22 protein-coding genes are annotated in these 17,007 nt (G+C 71.9%); 13 read left to right on the forward strand and 9 right to left on the reverse strand.

All coding sequences use genetic code 11. From position 1 onward, the window contains the following. Positions 1–5: 5 nt before the first annotated feature. Positions 6–299, forward strand: a complete 294-nt coding sequence (locus C4T42_RS01820; protein WP_020090890.1) for a formate dehydrogenase subunit delta — start codon at positions 6–8, stop codon at positions 297–299. Between the two features lie 361 nt (positions 300–660). Here C4T42_RS01820 and C4T42_RS01825 read toward each other — a convergent pair whose 3' ends face one another. Together C4T42_RS01825 and C4T42_RS01830 are read right to left on the reverse strand one after the other, a co-directional pair. Beyond that, complete coding sequence (locus C4T42_RS01825; protein WP_103984645.1) at positions 661–1,323, reverse strand: 3-oxoacid CoA-transferase subunit B; 663 nt, start codon at positions 1,321–1,323, stop codon at positions 661–663. A gap of 24 nt (positions 1,324–1,347) precedes the next feature. After that, positions 1,348–2,088, reverse strand: coding sequence for a CoA transferase subunit A (locus C4T42_RS01830; protein WP_020090888.1), 741 nt, complete (start codon positions 2,086–2,088; stop codon positions 1,348–1,350). Positions 2,089–2,395: 307 nt separating this feature from the next. On the opposite strand from C4T42_RS01830, the gene C4T42_RS01835 reads away from it, so the two are divergent. Continuing rightward, entirely contained in the window at positions 2,396–4,228 is a 1,833-nt protein-coding gene (locus C4T42_RS01835; RefSeq protein ID WP_103984703.1) for an AsmA-like C-terminal region-containing protein, read from the forward strand. Positions 4,229–4,295: 67 nt separating this feature from the next. Then, on the forward strand, positions 4,296–5,075 hold the full coding sequence (locus tag C4T42_RS01840; protein WP_026604580.1) for a DUF1499 domain-containing protein: 780 nt from the start codon (positions 4,296–4,298) through the stop codon (positions 5,073–5,075). 13 nt (positions 5,076–5,088) lie between these two features. Here the strand turns inward: C4T42_RS01840 and C4T42_RS01845 are convergent, their stop codons facing one another. Further along, on the reverse strand, positions 5,089–6,009 hold the full coding sequence (locus C4T42_RS01845; RefSeq protein WP_103984646.1) for an MBL fold metallo-hydrolase: 921 nt from the start codon (positions 6,007–6,009) through the stop codon (positions 5,089–5,091). Between the two features lie 610 nt (positions 6,010–6,619). Here C4T42_RS01845 and C4T42_RS01850 point away from each other — a divergent pair. Then, a complete protein-coding gene (locus tag C4T42_RS01850; RefSeq protein WP_007568853.1) occupies positions 6,620–6,796 on the forward strand; it encodes a DUF1328 domain-containing protein in 177 nt (58 codons plus the stop codon). A 150-nt stretch (positions 6,797–6,946) separates the two neighbouring features. Here the strand turns inward: C4T42_RS01850 and C4T42_RS01855 are convergent, their stop codons facing one another. Then, entirely contained in the window at positions 6,947–7,285 is a 339-nt protein-coding gene (locus C4T42_RS01855; protein WP_244435369.1) for a NepR family anti-sigma factor, read from the reverse strand. Between the two features lie 174 nt (positions 7,286–7,459). Here C4T42_RS01855 and C4T42_RS01860 point away from each other — a divergent pair, with 174 nt between their 5' ends. Together C4T42_RS01860 and C4T42_RS01865 are read left to right on the forward strand one after the other, a co-directional pair. Then, on the forward strand, positions 7,460–8,263 hold the full coding sequence (locus C4T42_RS01860) for a response regulator (RefSeq protein WP_012321915.1): 804 nt from the start codon (positions 7,460–7,462) through the stop codon (positions 8,261–8,263). A gap of 563 nt (positions 8,264–8,826) precedes the next feature. Next, on the forward strand, positions 8,827–9,090 hold the full coding sequence (locus C4T42_RS01865; RefSeq protein WP_020090882.1) for a hypothetical protein: 264 nt from the start codon (positions 8,827–8,829) through the stop codon (positions 9,088–9,090). 164 nt (positions 9,091–9,254) lie between these two features. Here C4T42_RS01865 and C4T42_RS01870 read toward each other — a convergent pair whose 3' ends face one another. Continuing rightward, entirely contained in the window at positions 9,255–9,443 is a 189-nt protein-coding gene (locus tag C4T42_RS01870) for a KGG domain-containing protein (protein WP_010683678.1), read from the reverse strand. Positions 9,444–9,683: 240 nt separating this feature from the next. On the opposite strand from C4T42_RS01870, the gene C4T42_RS01875 reads away from it, so the two are divergent. Then, positions 9,684–9,890: a hypothetical protein gene (locus tag C4T42_RS01875; RefSeq protein ID WP_020090880.1), complete on the forward strand. Its 207-nt coding sequence runs from the start codon at positions 9,684–9,686 to the stop codon at positions 9,888–9,890. 17 nt (positions 9,891–9,907) lie between these two features. Here C4T42_RS01875 and C4T42_RS01880 read toward each other — a convergent pair whose 3' ends face one another. After that, entirely contained in the window at positions 9,908–10,741 is an 834-nt protein-coding gene (locus C4T42_RS01880; protein ID WP_181049137.1) for an electron transporter, read from the reverse strand. A 61-nt stretch (positions 10,742–10,802) separates the two neighbouring features. Between C4T42_RS01880 and C4T42_RS01885 the strand changes: the two genes are divergently transcribed. Next, a complete protein-coding gene (locus C4T42_RS01885; RefSeq protein ID WP_020090878.1) occupies positions 10,803–11,246 on the forward strand; it encodes a Crp/Fnr family transcriptional regulator in 444 nt (147 codons plus the stop codon). On the opposite strand, the gene C4T42_RS01890 is transcribed toward C4T42_RS01885, so the two are convergent. Beyond that, positions 11,247–11,687: a VOC family protein gene (locus tag C4T42_RS01890; RefSeq protein ID WP_042674042.1), complete on the reverse strand. Its 441-nt coding sequence runs from the start codon at positions 11,685–11,687 to the stop codon at positions 11,247–11,249. A 171-nt stretch (positions 11,688–11,858) separates the two neighbouring features. Between C4T42_RS01890 and C4T42_RS01895 the strand changes: the two genes are divergently transcribed. Beyond that, on the forward strand, positions 11,859–12,539 hold the full coding sequence (locus C4T42_RS01895; RefSeq protein ID WP_020090876.1) for a L,D-transpeptidase: 681 nt from the start codon (positions 11,859–11,861) through the stop codon (positions 12,537–12,539). A gap of 27 nt (positions 12,540–12,566) precedes the next feature. Here the strand turns inward: C4T42_RS01895 and C4T42_RS01900 are convergent, their stop codons facing one another. After that, positions 12,567–12,860 (reverse strand): hypothetical protein, encoded by a 294-nt coding sequence (locus C4T42_RS01900; RefSeq protein WP_103984647.1) that lies wholly within the window; start codon positions 12,858–12,860, stop codon positions 12,567–12,569. On the opposite strand from C4T42_RS01900, the gene C4T42_RS01905 reads away from it, so the two are divergent. Continuing rightward, positions 12,859–13,575 (forward strand): thermonuclease family protein, encoded by a 717-nt coding sequence (locus C4T42_RS01905; protein ID WP_244603154.1) that lies wholly within the window; start codon positions 12,859–12,861, stop codon positions 13,573–13,575. The two genes, C4T42_RS01900 and C4T42_RS01905, sit on opposite strands and share 2 nt — an antisense overlap. A gap of 13 nt (positions 13,576–13,588) precedes the next feature. Here C4T42_RS01905 and C4T42_RS01910 read toward each other — a convergent pair whose 3' ends face one another. Next, on the reverse strand, positions 13,589–14,707 hold the full coding sequence (locus tag C4T42_RS01910) for an AI-2E family transporter (protein WP_103984649.1): 1,119 nt from the start codon (positions 14,705–14,707) through the stop codon (positions 13,589–13,591). 278 nt (positions 14,708–14,985) lie between these two features. On the opposite strand from C4T42_RS01910, the gene C4T42_RS01915 reads away from it, so the two are divergent. Genes C4T42_RS01915 through C4T42_RS01925 form a run of 3 tightly spaced genes read left to right on the forward strand, consistent with a single transcriptional unit; the run spans position 14,986 to position 16,954 of the window. Beyond that, positions 14,986–15,294 carry an acyl carrier protein gene (locus tag C4T42_RS01915; protein WP_103984650.1) on the forward strand — a complete coding sequence of 103 codons (309 nt, stop codon included), beginning with the start codon at positions 14,986–14,988 and terminating at the stop codon, positions 15,292–15,294. Positions 15,295–15,316: 22 nt separating this feature from the next. Continuing rightward, complete coding sequence (locus C4T42_RS01920; RefSeq protein WP_091979267.1) at positions 15,317–15,796, forward strand: 3-hydroxyacyl-ACP dehydratase FabZ family protein; 480 nt, start codon at positions 15,317–15,319, stop codon at positions 15,794–15,796. Between the two features lie 18 nt (positions 15,797–15,814). Next, positions 15,815–16,954 carry a beta-ketoacyl-ACP synthase gene (locus C4T42_RS01925; protein ID WP_103984651.1) on the forward strand — a complete coding sequence of 380 codons (1,140 nt, stop codon included), beginning with the start codon at positions 15,815–15,817 and terminating at the stop codon, positions 16,952–16,954. The last annotated feature ends 53 nt before the right edge of the window (positions 16,955–17,007 follow it).

Genomic DNA, 17,007 nt, shown 5'->3' on the forward strand with positions numbered 1-17,007 from the left:
ACCCGATGAGCGCCGTGACGCAGGCGGACAAGCTCGTCCGCATGGCCAACCAGATCGCGACCTTCTTCCGGTCCTACCCGGAGGAGGAGGCGGTGGCCGGGATCCAGAAGCACATCAAGGCGTTCTGGACGCCCAAGATGATCGCGCATCTCGAGGCCGCCCTGCCGGAGCAGGGCGACCGGGTCGACGGCTACGTGCGGCGGGCGCTGCAGGGCGAGGAACCGGCGGCCGACAGCCCGGTGCGACCCGCGACCCGGGATCCGCAACTCGCGGGCGCGGGCGCCAGCGACGCGGGCTGAGCCGCCCGAGGCCGGGCGGGACCCACAGCCCACGCCACGCCTGGCCGGCGCGCAGTCACGCGAAGCACCCCTGTCCCGACTGGGAGCGGGGGTGCCTGGCGTTCGATGCGGTTTCCGGGTCACCGACCGGTTCCGCCATCCTCGCGAGCGGAGCGAAGCAATCCAGCAGCGCCACACTCTGCACGATGGCGCGACCCTGGGTCACTTCGCTGCGCTCGTGACGACGGAGCGCGCCGTCTGAACCGGAAACCGCCTGAGTCGATGTGGAAAGGCGTTGGGCGGCGGCACCGCGGGACGGTCGGGTGCCCGGCCGTCTCCCGCCCGGCGGACCCGGCGACGCCGGCCGCCGGGCCCCGAGACGTCAGTTCTTCAGGGCGACGGTGAAATCGGCCTCGGTCTTCCCGCGGATCTCGTCCTCGGTGACGCCGTCGGCGAGCTCGATGAGCCTCATGCCGCCGTCGCCCTTCTTGTCGATCTCGAACACGCCGAGATCGGTGATCACCAGGTCGACCACCTGCGTGCCGGTGAGCGGCAGGTCGCAGGCCTTGAGCAGCTTCGGGCTCTCGGTGCCGTCCTTGTTCTTGGCGAGGTGCTCCATCACCACGACCACGCGCTTCACGCCGGCCACGAGGTCCATGGCGCCGCCCATCCCCTTCACCATCTTGCCGGGGATCATCCAGTTGGCGAGGTCGCCGTTGCCGGCCACCTGCATGGCGCCGAGGATCGACAGGTTGATGTGACCGCCGCGGATCATCCCGAAGGAATCCGCCGAGGAGAAGTAGCTCGTCGTCGGCAGAGCGGTGATCGTCTGCTTGCCGGCGTTGATCAGGTCCGGGTCCTCCTCACCCTCGTAGGGGAAGGGGCCCATGCCCAGCATGCCGTTCTCCGACTGGAGCTGCACCGACATGCCCTCGGGGATGTAGTTCGACACCAGCGTCGGGATGCCGATGCCGAGATTCACGTAGAAGCCGTCCTCCAGCTCCTTGGCGGCGCGCGCCGCCATCTGCTCGCGGGTCCAGGCCATCGTTCTCGCTCCCTTCCCGTCCGATCAGTGCGTGCCGCCGCCGGCCGCCGCGGCCGGGGTGCTGTCGCCGCGCTTGCGCGTGGTGCGCTGCTCGATGCGCTTGTCGCGCTGCCCGACGTCGATGATGCGCTTCACGAAGATGCCGGGCGTGTGGATCGTGTCCGGATCGATCTCGCCCGGCTTCACGAGGTGCTCGACCTGCGCCACGGTCATCTTGGCGGCGGTGGCCATCATCGGGTTGAAGTTGCGCGCGGTCATCCGGTAGCGCAGGTTCCCCTCGGTGTCGCCCGTGTGGGCGTGGACCAGGGCGAGGTCGGCGAACAGGCCGCGCTCCATGACGTATTGCTCGCCGTCGAACTCGCGGACTTCCTTGCCCTCGGCGACCTTGGTGCCGACGCCGGTCTTGGTGAAGAAGGCCGGGATGCCGGCGCCGCCGGCGCGGATCCGCTCGGCCAGCGTGCCCTGCGGGTTGAACTCGATCTCCAGCTCACCGCCGAGGTACTGCCGGGCGAACTCCTTGTTCTCGCCCACGTAGGACGAGATCATCTTGGCGACCTGGCGGGTGTCCAGGAGCTTGCCGAGACCGACCCCGTCGATGCCGGCATTGTTCGACACGACGGTGAGGCCCTTGACGCCGGAGAGGCGCACCGCCTCGATCAGCTCGTCGGGGATGCCGCAGAGGCCGAAGCCGCCGCACATCACCATCATGTCGTCGCGCAGGAGGCCGGCCAGGGCCGCGGCGGCATCCGTGTAGACCTTCTTCATCGAACCGTCCTTTTCCCGCCGGACCCGACCGGCCGAAACCTCGGGACGCGCGTGTCCTCGCGCCTGCTCTTCCCGATTCCGCGCGCGAAATCCAGTGGTGCACCGCACCGGCCGGCGCGGTCCCGGGCGATCCGTAACCGGCACTGCGCTGGGGAGGGCAGGGCGGCCCTGCGCGGGCGCGGCAGACAAAACCGGCCGGGGACGCTAAGTTGCCCACTCGACGTGCAGACCCTGCCGGGCCGTGGCAGCCCGAGGGGCCGGCGCGGCGCCCGGCTTCCGGCCACAGCCGCCGCCCTCTCGGAGCATGATGTCGCTGCGCCGCCCGATCTTCATCCTCGCTCTCGGGAGCCTGATCGCGGCCGGCCTCGGCCTGCGCGACTGGCCCCTGGAGGATGGCCGGGCCACGGCCTTCGCCCGCCGCGCCTTCGACGCCTACGGACTCGAGCTGACGCTGCAGGGGCCCGCGCGCCTCGCGGTGCTGCCCTGGCCGCGCCTGACCCTCGACCGCGTCCGGCTCGCTGCCGGTTCCGACGGCCCGGTCCTGGCGGATGAGGGCCGTCTGACCATCGATCTCGACCCGCTGAGCCTCCTCGGCGGCCGCGCCGCAGTGAGCGGCCTCCGCCTGGAGGGCGCTCGGCTGTCGGACGACCCCGCCGGCTGGGACGCCCCCCTCGCGCGCCTCGCCGAGCAGGCCCGGTCCGGCGAGACGGCCCGGCCGCGCCGGATCGTCGTGCGCGACGCGCGCCTCGCCGCCGGCGACACGGCCCGGGACATCGACCTCGACATCGCGTGGCCGCTCTGGGGCAAGGCCGCCGAGGGCCGCGCCAGCCTCATCTGGCGCGGCGTGCCGACCCGGATCGCCCTCAGCCACCTGCGTCCGGCCGAGATGGCCCAGCGCCGCGGGAGCCCGTTCACTGCGGAGATCACGTGGCCGGACGGCCGCCTCGCGGCGGACGGAACGGTGGCGCCGCCGGCGGAGGGGAGCGCGCTGCCCGTCATGTCCGGGCAGGTCCGGTTCGAGACGCGATCCCTGCCGGAGAGCTTGGCCTGGATCGGCCGCGATATGCCGCTGGCGCCGCTCGCCGGCGCCTTCTCGGTCGACGGCCGTTTCGAGACGGGCGAGCGGTCCGTCTCGTGGCCGAGCCTGCGCATCGGCCTGGGTCAGAACGTGCTCGAGGGGGCCGGCGCCGTCGCGTTCGGGCCCGGCAAGGCGCCGCGCCTCTCGGTGCAGGCGACCCTGGCGGCCGAGACGCTCGATCTCACGCCTCTCGTCGCGGATGTGTCGCGGCTCCTCGACCCCGCGCCCGCGTCGATCGCCCTGGCGCCCTTCACGCGCGGCGACCTCGACCTGCGCCTGTCGGCGGCCGAGGGGCGCGCCGGCGCCGTCCGGGTGCAGGATCTGGCGGCGAGTGTCCTGGTGCGGGAGGCCGCCTTGGAGGTCGCGGTGAACCGGGCCCGGATCCAGGACGGCACGTTCAAGGGGCGCGTCAACCTGACGAGCGGGTCCGATCCGGCCGCGACCGAACTGCGCACGCAGGGAAGCCTCGACCGCGTCGACCTCGGCGCGCTGCTCGGCGAGATCGGCGCGGCCCGCTGGGTGGTGGGGCCCGTGCAGGGGCATTTCGCCCTCGAATCCAGGGCCCGGGACACGGTCGGATTGCTGGCGCACCTGAATGGCCGGGCCACACTCGCCATGGACGGTGGTGCCATCGCGGGCCTCGACCTCGCCGACGTCATCCACCGCAACGGCGCGGTGGCGTCCGGCGCCCTGGCGCGCCGCAACGGCCGGACGGCCTTCGAACGGGCCGTGGTGACGCTGCGCTTCGCCGACGGCGTGGGCGAGATCGCCGAGTCGGGTCTCCTGGGGCCGAGCGTCGGGGCGACCCTACACGGCCAAGTCTCGCTGCCGGAGCGTCGGCTCGATGCCAAGGGCGACCTCGTCCTGCGTCCGCCCGGCGATTCCTCCCGCGGGATCCTGTTCGCGGTGACGGGCCCCTGGAGCGCCCTGACGGCTGAGACGGTCGCGCACAGCGAGATCTCCGACCCGGTCGGCCGGTACGGGGGCGCGATGCTCCCCGACCCGCTCAAACTGCCCGCCACGCTCGGCCTGCCCGGCAACGCCCGCGCGTACGCGCCGTGACCGCGGCGCCATGGCGCCGGCTCCGGCCAAGCTCTAAGATCGGGCCTCGAACGCCTTCATGATCCCCATGCGCCGCCTGCTCATCGAGGAACCCGTGACCCGTGCGGGGCCGCTGGCCCGGCGGCTCGCCGTGTTCTCCGTCATCGCCACCGGGATCGCCCTGGTCCTCGTCCGGGATCCGCGCTCCGACACGGACGCCGCCCTCGTGGCGCTCGTGGCCGGGCTCGGCGTCGCGCTGCTGGCGGCCGCGGCCGCGATCTTCGCCTTCGTGCGGGTCTGGCGCGAGGGCGCCCGCGGTCTCGGGGCCGCCCTCGCCGGATTGATCCTGGCGCTGGCGGTTCTCGGCTACCCCGCCTTCCTGGGCCTGCGCGGCCTGCGTCTTCCCGCCCTCTCGGACATCACCACCGACATCGACAATCCGCCGGCCTTCTCGCGCTCGCGGGCGGCCTTCGCGGCCCGCGGCGGACGCTATCCGGCGGACCCGAGCCCGGCTGCGCGCGAGAGCCAGCGCGGCGCCTACCCGCAGATCGCGCCGCTGACCCTCGATATCGGCGCCGACGAGGCCTTCGAACTCGCCCGGCAGGCTGCCCTGAAGCGGCACTGGCAGATCGTCGAGGCGATCCGGCCGGGCGGCCGGACCGGGAACGGCCGGATCGAGGCCGTGGCGCGGGGGCTGGTCCTCAACCTGCCGGACGATGTCACCGTGCGCATCCGCCCCCGCGCCGACGGGGCGCGGATCGACGTGCGCTCGGCCTCGCGGCTCGGCGGCCGCGATTTCGGCAGCAATGCCGACCGGATCCGGGCCTATCTCGACGACGTCGCCAACCTCGCTCTCGCGGTGAAGTGAGCCGCCGCGCCTCTCAGGCCGGCGCGTAGGTGCCGTCGAGGCGGGGGGCGCCGTCGCAGGACGCGAGCCCGCGTCCGACCAGATCCTCCAGGTGGGCGAAGACCGACAGCGCCGCCGCGCCGCGGAGCCGGGGATCGAGCCCCTGGTAGATCGCAGCGACGATGTCGGCGATCCGCCCGTCGCCGGCGGCCAGCCGCGTGCGGATCGCCGCCTCGCGCTGGCGGCGATGCCCGGCGAGCCCGCGGAGGAACCGGGCGGGCTCGCGCACCGGTCCGCCATGGCCCGGCCAGTAGACCGTCTCGTCGCGCCCGCGCAGCTTGTCGAGGGAGTCCATGTAGGCCCGCATCGCGCCGTCGGGCGGCGCCACGATCGTGGTCGACCACGCCATGACGTGGTCGCCCGAGAACAGCGCCCGCGCCTCCGGCAGCGCGAAGGCGAGATGGTTCATCGTGTGCCCGGGGGTCTCGACGGCCACGAGGGTCCAGCCCGGGCCGGACACGGCGTCGCCCTCCACCATGATCCGTTCCGGCGCGTGCGCCCGGTCGGCGCTCGCGTCGAGCATCGGGGTCTCCGCTTCCGACAGGGCCCGCGCGGCCCTGTGCGGCGCGCATCCGACGATCGGCGCGCCGGTGCGCGCGGCGAGCAGCCTTGCTCCGGGCGAGTGATCCCGATGGGTGTGGGTGACCACAATGGCCTCGACCCGCTCGGTGCCGAGATCCCGAAGCAGCGCCTCGACATGGGCCGGATCGTCCGGGCCCGGATCGATCACCGCGACGCGCTCCTGGCCCACCACGTAGGTGCAGGTGCCGCTCGCCGTGAACGGGCCTCCGTTCGGCGCGACCCGCCGGCGGATCAGCGGCGCGACCCGGTCCAGCCGGCCGGCCGGAGGCATCGACGGATCGAAGGTCAGGGTGGTCTCGTCGGTGTCCGCCATCGCGATCCCGTGCGATCGATACGACGGTTCCTTGGACGGTTCGCGGCCGCGTGGCAATCGCCCCCGGGGCCTAGGGGATGGGAGGCCGCGGTGCGAGGCATTCTGGGAGGGCGGCAGGGCCTGCCCGCTGTCCTGCCGGTGATCCTGACGCAGGGGTGATGCCGTCCGGCGCCTGTGGAGGGACGCGGGAGGGGTCGTGTCCGCTCCGGGGTCGCGCGCGTCCCGCGATCAGTCCTGCCGGCGCGGTTGCCGTGCGCGCACGCGGACCGGTACGGGCGCCGGTGCCGGCATGAGACCGAGTGCGGCCGCGCGCAGGGCGTCGCCGGCCCTGTCGACGATCTCGGTCACGCGCGTCGCCATCGCGGCGGCCTTCGATCGAACGGCACTCTTGGCAGATTGCAGCATCGCAAATCCCGGATCGAGCCTTAAGACCTATCTTCGAACGCTAGCGCCCCTGTCTCGTTCCGTCACCCCATGTCGCGGCCGGCGCTCGCGCCCGCGGGGACTCACAGGACTTCGCGATGGGGGCGGAACCGGAGCGAAACCTTGGCGTTTTCGTGTTCAGAACGACGCGGCCCGCCCGCGTTGGTGCTTTCTAAGGATACGAACCATGCTCGGTTGGGCCGTAACTTTTCTCGTCGTCGCTCTCGTGGCCGCTCTGCTTGGGTTCGGCGGCATCGCCGGCACCGCCATGGAGGCGGCCAAGCTGGTCTTCTTCGTAGCGATCGTCCTGTTCGCCATCTCGGCCGTCGTCGGCCTGATGCGGGGCCGTTCGCCGACACTTTGACCGATGGCCGGAGCGGCCGGCCCCGTTCAGCGGGCCGGCGCACGGACCCACGGAAGAGCCGTCGCCGCAGGGCGGCGGCTTTTCCCATCGCGGCGCTGCCATCGCACGCGGTTGCAGGGGTGGATTGCCCCGGTCACGGAACGAGCGGTTTCAGGCCTTGCGGTCGGCGCTGTCGAGCTTGGCGATCAGTTCGGCGAAGCGATCGGGTACGGGCTGCTGCGTGACCGTGTCGTACATCGCGCGCAGCTGCGCGGCGATGCGGTTCCGGGTCTGATCGCTGAGGCCGCCCTTGCTCCTGGCGCGGTCGGACGGGTCGGAAGCGGCCGTACCGCCGGAGCTGTTCTCGGACTCCGACAAGCGATCCGAAGCGGTCTCGACGTGCGGATCGCGCGCGCGAAGACCGGCCTCCTTTCCCTGGTCCACCATCAACACGCCCCTTGTTGCCGAAGTCGGCCCGGCCGCATTGTGCTGCGGCTCGACATACGCCATGGCTGCGCCGGCAACGCCTGCGCGCCGGCATCGGTTCCGCTGGGGGGTGGAACGGAGTGCGGGCCTCCGCGTTGGGCGGTAGGCTGCGCAGGACAGAAAGCCGGCCCCGGCAGGCCCTCGGTGACGGATCGAGGCGCTCGCGGCCGGGCAACACGGCGAGGCACAGGGGATCGAATGTCGACATCGCAACTCGTGGTACAGCACCTGCCGTACCTGCGCCGCTACGCGCGCGCGCTCACGGGTAGCCAAGTGGCGGGTGACGCGTACGTCGCCGCCACCCTGGAGACCCTCGTCAACGAGCCGGACACGCTCGGTCGCAGCACCAACATCAAGGCCGACCTGTTCCGCGTCTTCACGCGGATCTGGAACTCGCTCTCGGTCAACGGCCGCAGCGAGCAGGTCCAGCACGATCTGCCGGCGGAGGTCCGCCTCGGCCAGATCACCCCGCTGCCGCGCCAGGCCTTCCTGCTCTCCTGCCTCGAGGGCTTCTCCGAGGAGGACGCGGCGATCATTCTGGGCGTCGACGTGTCCGAGGTTCGCGACCTCGTGGACGAGGCTGGTCGCGAGCTCGCCGCCGACATGGCGACCGAGATCCTCATCATCGAGGACGAGCCCCTGATCGCGATGGATCTGGAGGCGCTGGTCGAGGGTCTCGGCCACAACGTCATCGGTGTCGCCCGCACCCGCACCGAAGCGATCAAGATCGCCGGCGAGGGCAAGCGCCCCGGCCTGATCCTGGCCGACATCCAGCTCGCCGACGGCTCCTCCGGCCTCGACGCCGTGAACGACCTCCTGAAATCCTTCGAGGTGCCGGTGATCTTCATCACCGCCTATCCCGAGCGCTTCCTCACCGGTGAGCGGCCCGAGCCGGCGTTCCTGATCGCCAAGCCGTTCCAGCCCGCCAACGTCTCGGCGGTGATCAGCCAGGCGCTGTTCTTCCAGCAGACCGCCCGTCGGCGGGAAGCCAAGACGGCCTGAGATCCGGCCTGAGGTCAGGCTTGGCGGTTCGCCCCCGGGAGTGACCCGGGGCGCCCGCGACCGAGAGTGACGACAACGAAAAAGCCCCGGCTCACGCCGGGGCTTTTTCGTTGTCGGTCCGCACGCCCTCGTCGGTCGCCGCGCACAAAAAAACGGGCCGGAGAGAGCTCCAGCCCGTCGCGAAGGTTCCGGCCGATGCACAAGGGGAATGCGGGGAGGACCAGGTGGCCGGGTGCACAGAGAACGGGTGCCGGCGCGGGAGGTTCCAGGAGGGGCGCTTTTTCGTGGGGCGTGCCTTTTGTGCAACGAGCCGGGGCTGTGGATAGCGGGCGTGCGCCGCCGCACCAACAGCCGGGCTGCGTTCGAATACTCAGGCTTCGTAGACGCGAGACAGTCTAGGAACCTGCGATTGCAGGGCGCGTTGTACGAACATCCTGTCAAGCTCTCGCAATGAGGTCGGGGCGATGCTGCGGTCTGGTTTCATCCTGGGCGTGAGTGCTCCTGCGGCTCTTCTCACCGTTCTGGTCCAGCCGGTGGTTCGCGACACGGCGGATCGGTGGACGATGCCGGTCCCGACCGCGCAGACCATTTCGGCGCCGCTGCCCGGGATGCGACCCGTGTCGCTGTCGATCAGCCCGACGCGGGTGGCGGGGGTGCAGCGCCTCGACAGCCGGAACGCCCCGGTGGCCGGTGAGGCGCAGGATCTGGAGATCAAGCCGATCCTGCGGCAGCCGCCGCGGCGCATGCGCGAGGGGTGCGAGGCGGCGCTGAGCTCCCTGGTCGGTCCCGAGGCGCGTCGCATGACCCCTGGCCGCTGCATTTCCTGATCGGCGCCGACAAGGACTGGAAAGCAGAAGGCCCCGCCGTCTCGGCGGGGCCTTCTGCTGTGTGGATCGGCCCTAGATCGCGATCCGTGGCCTAAACTTGAAACGAAAACGGCGCCCGTCCCGAGGGACGCGGCGCCGCTACGCGGTACGGAACGGCAGCGGCCTCACTCGGCCCGGCCGGTCCCCGTGGACTGACCGCCCTTGCGGCCGGCGGACGAGGCGAGCTCACGATCCTGCGAGAAGGAGCGCTTCTCGGCCGGAACGCTGCGGCCGCCCTTGCTGGCGATCTCGCGCTGCCGCTCCAGGTCCATCGAGGCAAAGCCTCGCTTCGAGGTCGAATTTCCGGACGCCATCAGTTCCTCCTCAGGCTTCGCTTCACCCCGCAACAACCTTCAGCAATAACCAAGGTTCCTGTCCCGAGACCTGCTCAAGCTTCCGACAGCTAAGCTTGGCAGCAACCCCGACTTGTGTGCCGCGTTGGTCGACATTCGACCTTGGTTGAAGTCCGCGTCGGGTCCGACAGGCCCGGAGGCCCGGCGACTCGTCCCGGGCGGACGGCGCGGCCTCACGGCACGAGAGAAGGGTTTTCGCGCATGACGAACCGCAACATGGTCAAGGATGCCGCTCCGGGGGCACAGGCCACGCAGCCCAACACGCCGCCGCTGCCGCCGATGCCCGCGCCGGAAGATTCCGCCACCCCGACCACCCGCGAGGAGCCGACGGATTCGCCGCACCTGAATGCCAGTCTCAAGCGCGACGCGCCCCCTCCCGGGGGACAGGGGCTCTCGACGAAGCGCTGAGCCGGGCGAGGGCGTTCTCAGGTCCGGCGCCGGTGCGCGAGGCGCGTCAGGCCCGCGACGAGAAGGGCGATCGCCAGGATCGTGACGATCCCGGCCACCGTCAGGATCCGCTGGATGAGGGGCGTGTAGACGCCGCGCGCGGCATCGTAGCCGTAGCAGAGCAGGGTGAGCCGGTCGGCGATGCTGCCGACCCGGCCCTCGCCGGCTTCCGTCAGGGCGAGGCGCAGGTCGCGCCCGGTCAGCGCCAGGGGCGACAGCGCACGGGCTACCCGGCCGTCGGCGGTGAGGAGAAGCGCCGCCGCGGGATGCGCGAAGCTGTCGGTCCCGGCATCGTAGACAGCTTCATAGCCCAGCGCGCCGGTGAGGCGCGCGAGCGCGGCGTCCGACACGATGAGCGCCCGGGGCCGGACGGATCCCGCCCGATCCCCGAGCGTCTCCGCCAGCATGCGCCGGGCGGCCGCGGCGTCGTCGCGGGGATCGATCCCGACCAGCACGAGGGCGTAGTCGTCGATCGGCAGGCCGGTGGCCGCCAGCGCCTCCACCGACAGGGACAGCATGGGGTCGCAGACATTCCCGCAGGTGTAATCCACCGGCAGCAGAAGGGCCGCGCGGCCGCCCAGGGCCTGCCCGAGGGTGGTCGGCCGGTCGGTGCGCGCGTCGGTGGCGGCGAGGTCGAGCGGGGCCCGGGCACCCGGGGGCGGCGCGACCGCGACGCGGGCGAGGTCGGCCTTGACGAGGCGGGCCGCTGCCGGCTCTGGCGACAGGACGAGGCACAGTGCCAGGAGGGCGCCAAGACCACACCGACAGGTTGCGTAAGGCGCGGGGCTGGACAAGTGCCTGACGAACCGCATGGATAAGCGGGCCCGTCCGGCCCCGCCGTCCTGGGCGTGAGACCCGTCGCGGAGCCCCCGAATGACCCTCGACACCGAGGTTTCCTCCCTGAAGCAGGTGCCGCTGTTCCGCGAGGTGGAACCGGCGCGCCTGAAGCTCCTGGCCTTCACCAGCGAGCGGGTGCATTTCGAGCCGGGTCAACGCTTCTTCGCCCGCGGCGACGTCGCGGATGCGGCCTACGTGATCCTCTCGGGTACGGCGGACGTCAGCATCGACGGTCCCGCCGGCCCGGTGCGGCTGGCGCTCCTCGGCCAGGACGCCCTCGTCGGTGAGATGGGCATCCTGGCCGAGCAGCCCCGCTCCGCCACCGTGACGGCGCAATCCGCGGTGACCGCCCTGCGTATCGACCGCGGGGTGTTCCTGGAACTGCTGGCCCAGTTTCCACAGATCAGCATCGCCCTGATGCGCGTGCTGGCGCTGCGGCTGGAGCAGACCAACCAGGCGCTGGCCGAGAGCCGGGGCTGATCATCCCGCGTAGGTGATGAATTCCAGGAGCGAGCCGTCGGGATCCCGGAAGTAGACGCTGATCCCAGCGCCCGCGGCGCCGTGCCGCTCCACCGGGCCGAGTTCCACCGGGACCCCGGCGGCCTCGAGATGCGCGATGGCGGTCTCGATCGCGCCCGACCAGCGGAAGCACAGGTCGCTGTTGCCCGGCTGGACGGGTTTCGCCGCGACCGGTACCGACTCGACGCCCGGCCCGTGGCAATTGAGCTGGACGCCGCCGAACCGGTAGGCGAAGCCGGGACCGCGCGCGAGGATCTCGGCACCCACCACGTCGCGGTAGAAGGCGTTCGAGCGTGCCCAGTCGCTCACGTGGATCACGCAGTGATCGAGGTGTATCGCCGGGCTGAGCGGGACATCGGGAGTGACCGTCGCCTCGGTGGGAAGAGTTTCGGTCTCGGCCATCGTTCACCTCCGCTCCGGGCGCAGTAGAGCACCGCTGCGATTCAGAATTAGGGCACAACCGTGGCCGTGGGAGCGGCCCGCGCACGGCCGGCTGCGGCGCAAAAGCTACATCGTCACAGGCGCAGAGGCGGTAGGCATGGCGCGACGACCGTATCCCGCACGACAGGACCTATGATCGCCACGCTTCCCTCGGCCTGGAGCCGCCTGCGCCGGATCGTTCTCTCGCGAATCCTCCTCGCCGTCGTGGCGATCGCGCCCCTCGCGGCCTGCCAGACCCGTCCGGTCCAGGTCGCCCAGGATGACGAGGCGGCGTGGTACGTCGGCAGCAAGCCCGACAAGCCCTTCGACATTCCGCTTGTCGACACCCAGCGCCTCGATCCGAAGTACCGCCGCCAGCAGGTGAGCTACAACGGCCCCGAGCAGCCCGGGACGATCGTGGTCGACATCGACAAGCGTCAGCTCGTCCTGGTCCAGGCCGACGGCACGGCGATGCAGTACGGTGTCGGCGTCGGCAAGGCCGGCTTCTCCTGGAAGGGCGAGGCGCGGGTCGGGCGCAAGGGCGTCTGGCCGGACTGGAGCCCGACCGTCACGATGGTCTCGCTGCATCCCGACCTGCCGCGCACCCGAAAGGGCGGCCTCGACAACCCCCTCGGCGCGCGCGCCCTCTACCTCTACCAGGGCAACCGCGACATCCTGTTCCGCATCCACGGCACCAACGAGCCCTGGAGCATTGGCGAGCAGATGTCGTCGGGCTGCGTCCGGATGCTGAACGAGGATATCGCCGACCTGTACGAGCGCGTGCCGGTGGGCACCCGCGTTCTCATCAAGCGCAACGGCAAGTACCGGACCTGATCGGGCGACGCGCGGATTCCTAGCCGGTCAGCCGGCCGGCGTCCCCGCGGCGGACGCGTCGGGGACCTCGCCGGAGACCCGCTTGGCGAGGCGGTCCAGAGCCGCTCGATCCAGATCGCCCCGATCCGGGCCGCCGGGGGCCGCGGCCGGCTCGCCCGGTCGACCGTCCGGCGCCATGCCGTCGCTGGCCAGCACCGCGGCGGTGGTCAGGCCCGGACTGGTCCGGTCCATCGGCCGTTCCGGGCCGATCGCGAGGCCGGCCCAGACGAGGAGAGCCGCGCACAGGGCCAGGCTGGCCAGCAGGGTCTTGAGAAAGGTCATGTTTCATAACGAGCGGCTCCGGGCCGTCGTTCCGTTGCCAAGCTTCGCTCCGACGGGCGGAACGCTTTGGCAATCACGGCGGTCGAAACTCGGCATCGCGCTCGCGAAGCCGATTCGGTCGCCCGGCAAATTCGCCACATTGGCCGGGCACCGTCGCGGCCTCGACGCCCCCGTCACCAGCTTACTCGCCACGCGCGTGGACATTCTCACTATGATCAGACCGATGCTCGCCCTGCTCCTCCTCTGCGGCCCCGCGGCCGCGGCCGGGACGGTCAGCGGCCCCGCGACCGTGATCGACGGTGACACGATCGAGGTGCAGGGCACGCGTATCAACCTCTACGGTATCGACGCTCCCGAGACCGCGCAGCGCTGCGAAACCGCCAATGGCCAGGAGTATCGCTGCGGCAGCAAGGCCGCGCAGGCCCTGCGCGCGCGGATCGGCAGCGGCGCGGTCACGTGCGAGCGGCGGGAGGGCGGCGTGCCCGGTCGCGTCACCGGGATCTGCCACATCCACGGCGAGGACCTGTCCGCCTGGATGGTCGGACAGGGCCTGGCGCTGGCCAACCGTCAAGTGACGGCTCCCTATATCCGCCAGGAGGGCCACGCCTGGGCGACCCGCCGCGGCATCTGGGCCGGCACCTTCGAGAAGCCGGCCGACTGGCGCCAGGACCGGCGCCGGGTCGAGGCCGCGGCCGGCACGAGCGCGGCTGACTAGCGGAGCGGGCGGCTCAGGCCGTCGCGTCCTGTCCCTCGGTGAATTCCCGCCACAGCAGGACCAGGGCGGCCATCACCGCCGGCCCGAGGAACAGGCCGAGGAGCCCGAAGGTCTCGACGCCGCCGAGGATGCCGAGGAGCACCCACAGGAAGGGCAGCTTGGTCGTGCCGCCGATCAGCGCCGGGCGGATGAAGTGGTCGGCCACGAACGTCACGATGAAGCCGGCCGCTGCCACCACGAGAGCCGCCGTCACCGACCCGGCCGCCACCAGGAGGAGCGCCGCGATCGCGATGGCCACGGCGGCGCCGAACGGGATCATCGCCGCCACCGCCGTGAAGGCGCCGAGCAGGACCGGGTGGGGCACGCCCGCGAAGTGGTAGACGATCCCGAGCACGAAGCCCTCGCCGAGGCCGACCAGCACCAGCCCGTCGACCGTGCCGTGCACGGAGGCCACCATCTGGCGGGCGACGCGCTCGCCGCGCGGCCCGAACAGCCGGTGGCAGGCGGTGAGCGACTGGTCCCGCACCGTCCGCCAGTCGCGGAACAGGAAGAACAGCGCCACGAGGCTGAAGCCGAACAGGACGATGCGGTGCAGCACCTCGCGGCCGACATTGCGGGAGGCCCCGAGCACCGAGTGGTTCTCGAACCGGCGCAGCAGGTCGGAGCCCGCCTGCGCGTGGCCGAGATTGTCGTTCCACCACGCGGTCGCCTGCGCGGCGCCGTAGGGCAGGTGCTGCAGGAATTCCGGCGCCGGCACGCCGTTCGCCTCCGCGTTCCGAACGAACTCGGCCACGTCGTGGGCCTCGCGGGCGGCCTGGATGCCGAGGATCGCGAGCGGCGCCAGGAAGACCAGCGCCACGGCCGCGGTCATCAGCGTGGGCAGGAGGATGTTGTGCTTGCCCGGCGGGAAACGGTGCTCGAGCCGCTGGTAGACCGGCCAGAGAGCGATCGCCAGGACCACCGCCCAGGCGAGCGCCGGCAGGAACTCGTGCAGGATCCAGAGGCCGAGCGCCGTCAGGGTCAGGACCAGCAGGACCCGGGCCGCTCCCTGGGAGCGCGCGCGCTCCTGCGGCGGCAGGGGCGGCGTCTCGACGCGCGCCGGCGGAGCGGCGGGCTTGGTGATCGGTGGCATCCGTCTGGTCTCCTGAGGGCGCGCCTCGTCTCGCCGTCAAGCTAGGGCCGGCGCGTCCGGAGCGTACGCGCGTCCCCGCACCCGGCGGCGCACGCCTGTGGACAGGCGCTGAAACGCCGGGGAAGCGCCGCGGTTGCCGCTTCTGACACCCTCGTGTAGAGGTCGCCGCCATTCGACCGGGCCGCGTTCCAGGCCCCGTCCACGCGTAGGGCGGCCGCCCGGGCGGCGAGGGGGCTCCCGCACGACCGATCCGGAACTCGAACAGCCCGCGAGAAGACATGTCCGACGAGCCCGCCCACGGCAACGCCACCTTCGAGCGCGTGGCCGACATCATTGCCGAGACCGCCGACATCCCGCGGGACAAGATCACGCCCGAGAGTCACGCCATCGACGACCTCGGCATCGACAGCCTCGCCTTCCTCGACATCGCCTTCGCGGTCGACAAGGCCTTCGGGATCAAGCTGCCACTCGAGCGGTGGACCCAAGAGGTCAACGAGGGCAAGGTCCCGGCCGAGGAGTACTTCGTCCTCAAGAACCTGTGCGCGCGCATCGACGGCCTCGTGGCCGAGAAGGCCGCCAAGGTCTGAACCGAGGCCGATCCGACCCGTCATGCGCCTCGAATATTTCGAGATGATCGATTCCGTGCGGCTCCTCGACAGGGCTGCCGGCCGCATCGAGGCGCTCGCCCGGGTGCCGATGGCGAGCCCGGTCTTCGAGGGTCACTTTCCCGGCCACCCCCTCGTGCCGGGGGTCCTCCTGACCGAGACGATGGCCCAGGCCTCCGGGTACCTCGTACTCGCCCATCTCGACTTCGCCCGGATGCCGTTCCTCACCGGGGTCGACAAGGCGCGCTTCCGGTCCTTCGTCGGGCCCGGCGCGGACCTCCTCGTCACGGCGACCCTCGAGCACGACGGCTCGGGCTACGCGGTGACCAGGGCGGCGATCAGCCACGACGGCAAGGCGCTGTGCGACGCGGAACTCCGCTTCCGCACCATGCCGTTCCCGGACGGACTCGACGCGCCGATGCGCGAGCGCGCGCGGACCATCGGCCTGTTCCCCGATCCGGCTCCGGCCGAACGCGAGCCCTGAGCCAGCCATGAGCCAGCCATGAGCCGCCCCGTCGTCGTCACCGGCCTCGGCCTCGTCTCCTGCGCGGGCGAGGGCGTCGACGCCCACCTGGCCGCCCTCGCCGGGGAGGCGGCCCCACGCACCGACAGCGAGACCTTCGCGCCCTATCCGGTCCATCCGGCCCCGGCGATCGTCTGGGACGGCCAGATCCCCAAGCGCAGCGACCAGCGCCAGATGGAGGCGTGGCAGCGGCTCGGCGTCTACGCCGCCGGTCTCGCCCTCGACGAGGCCGGTGTGAAGGACGACGCCGCCTTCAAGCAGGCGCTCCACCTCGTCGTGGCCGCGGGCGGTGGCGAGCGCGACTACGCGGCGGACGGAGCGATCCTAACCGGCCTGCGCGACGCCGCCGATCCGGGCGCCTACCTGAACGAGCGGCTCCAGAACGATCTCCGCCCGACGCTGTTCCTCGCCCAGCTCTCGAACCTGCTCGCCGGCAACATCGCCATCGTGCACGGGGTGACGGGCGCCTCGCGCACGTTCATGGGCGAGGAATCCGCCGGGGTCGACGCCCTGCGGATCGCCCAGGCGCGGGTGGCGTCGGGCCAGATCGACGCGATCCTGGTCGGCGGCTCCTACAGTGCCGAGCGTCCGGACGTTCTGGTGATCCACGAGATGGGCGGCTACCTCGCCCGCGACGCCTACCGCCCGGTCTTCGCGCGGGGCGAGTCCGGTGGCGGGGCGGGCGGGTTCATCCTCGGGAGTTGCGCGGCCTTCCTGATGCTCGAATCCGCCGCCCACGCCGCGGCGCGCGGCGCCCGCGCCCTGGCTCGGCTGGAGCCGGTGGCGAGCGATCGGACCCGGCGCGCGCCGGGCAGTGTCGCCGGCAGCCTCCAGACGCTCTGGCATCAGGCCGGTCTCTCGGCGCCCGACACCGTCCTGTCGGGCGCTACCGGGCTGGCCCCGATCACCGCGGAGGAGCGCGGCGCGCTGGCGCGGCTCGCACCGGGCGCGCGCCTGCGCGCCCTCGGGGACGTGATCGGGCACGGTCTCGAGGTGGCGGCGCCGTTCGGGGCGGCCCTCGCCTCCGCCCTCGTTGCGGACGGCGGTGCGCGCGAGGTCGCCGTGACCGCCGTCGGCCACCGGCGCGGCGAGGGGGTCCTGCGCCTCGTCCCGGCCTGAGCGAGCCCGCGTCACGGGGCGCATGTCGGCCGCGCCCGATCGTCCAGTAGGCA

The sequence above is a fragment of the Methylobacterium sp. 190mf genome, assembly GCF_900107945.1.
Classification (GTDB): domain Bacteria; phylum Pseudomonadota; class Alphaproteobacteria; order Rhizobiales; family Beijerinckiaceae; genus Methylobacterium.

Excerpts from the sequence above, each read along its gene's own strand:
- C4T42_RS01915 (WP_103984650.1), top strand. The coding sequence starts at position 14,986 with ATGTCCGACGAGCCCGCCCACGGCAACGCCACCTTCGAGCGCGTGGCC.
- C4T42_RS01830 (WP_020090888.1), bottom strand. The coding sequence starts at position 2,088 with ATGAAGAAGGTCTACACGGATGCCGCCGCGGCCCTGGCCGGCCTCCTG.
- C4T42_RS01845 (WP_103984646.1), bottom strand. The coding sequence starts at position 6,009 with ATGGCGGACACCGACGAGACCACCCTGACCTTCGATCCGTCGATGCCT.
- C4T42_RS01895 (WP_020090876.1), top strand. The coding sequence starts at position 11,859 with ATGATCGCCACGCTTCCCTCGGCCTGGAGCCGCCTGCGCCGGATCGTT.
- C4T42_RS01860 (WP_012321915.1), top strand. The coding sequence starts at position 7,460 with ATGTCGACATCGCAACTCGTGGTACAGCACCTGCCGTACCTGCGCCGC.
- C4T42_RS01900 (WP_103984647.1), bottom strand. The coding sequence starts at position 12,860 with ATGACCTTTCTCAAGACCCTGCTGGCCAGCCTGGCCCTGTGCGCGGCT.
- C4T42_RS01865 (WP_020090882.1), top strand. The coding sequence starts at position 8,827 with ATGCCGGTCCCGACCGCGCAGACCATTTCGGCGCCGCTGCCCGGGATG.
- C4T42_RS01890 (WP_042674042.1), bottom strand. The coding sequence starts at position 11,687 with ATGGCCGAGACCGAAACTCTTCCCACCGAGGCGACGGTCACTCCCGAT.
- C4T42_RS01925 (WP_103984651.1), top strand. The coding sequence starts at position 15,815 with ATGAGCCGCCCCGTCGTCGTCACCGGCCTCGGCCTCGTCTCCTGCGCG.
- C4T42_RS01910 (WP_103984649.1), bottom strand. The coding sequence starts at position 14,707 with ATGCCACCGATCACCAAGCCCGCCGCTCCGCCGGCGCGCGTCGAGACG.
- C4T42_RS01880 (WP_181049137.1), bottom strand. The coding sequence starts at position 10,741 with ATGCGGTTCGTCAGGCACTTGTCCAGCCCCGCGCCTTACGCAACCTGT.
- C4T42_RS01835 (WP_103984703.1), top strand. The coding sequence starts at position 2,396 with ATGTCGCTGCGCCGCCCGATCTTCATCCTCGCTCTCGGGAGCCTGATC.
- C4T42_RS01855 (WP_244435369.1), bottom strand. The coding sequence starts at position 7,285 with ATGGCGTATGTCGAGCCGCAGCACAATGCGGCCGGGCCGACTTCGGCA.
- C4T42_RS01885 (WP_020090878.1), top strand. The coding sequence starts at position 10,803 with ATGACCCTCGACACCGAGGTTTCCTCCCTGAAGCAGGTGCCGCTGTTC.
- C4T42_RS01850 (WP_007568853.1), top strand. The coding sequence starts at position 6,620 with ATGCTCGGTTGGGCCGTAACTTTTCTCGTCGTCGCTCTCGTGGCCGCT.
- C4T42_RS01825 (WP_103984645.1), bottom strand. The coding sequence starts at position 1,323 with ATGGCCTGGACCCGCGAGCAGATGGCGGCGCGCGCCGCCAAGGAGCTG.
- C4T42_RS01905 (WP_244603154.1), top strand. The coding sequence starts at position 12,859 with ATGTTTCATAACGAGCGGCTCCGGGCCGTCGTTCCGTTGCCAAGCTTC.
- C4T42_RS01840 (WP_026604580.1), top strand. The coding sequence starts at position 4,296 with ATGCGCCGCCTGCTCATCGAGGAACCCGTGACCCGTGCGGGGCCGCTG.
- C4T42_RS01920 (WP_091979267.1), top strand. The coding sequence starts at position 15,317 with ATGCGCCTCGAATATTTCGAGATGATCGATTCCGTGCGGCTCCTCGAC.
- C4T42_RS01870 (WP_010683678.1), bottom strand. The coding sequence starts at position 9,443 with ATGGCGTCCGGAAATTCGACCTCGAAGCGAGGCTTTGCCTCGATGGAC.
- C4T42_RS01875 (WP_020090880.1), top strand. The coding sequence starts at position 9,684 with ATGACGAACCGCAACATGGTCAAGGATGCCGCTCCGGGGGCACAGGCC.
- C4T42_RS01820 (WP_020090890.1), top strand. The coding sequence starts at position 6 with ATGAGCGCCGTGACGCAGGCGGACAAGCTCGTCCGCATGGCCAACCAG.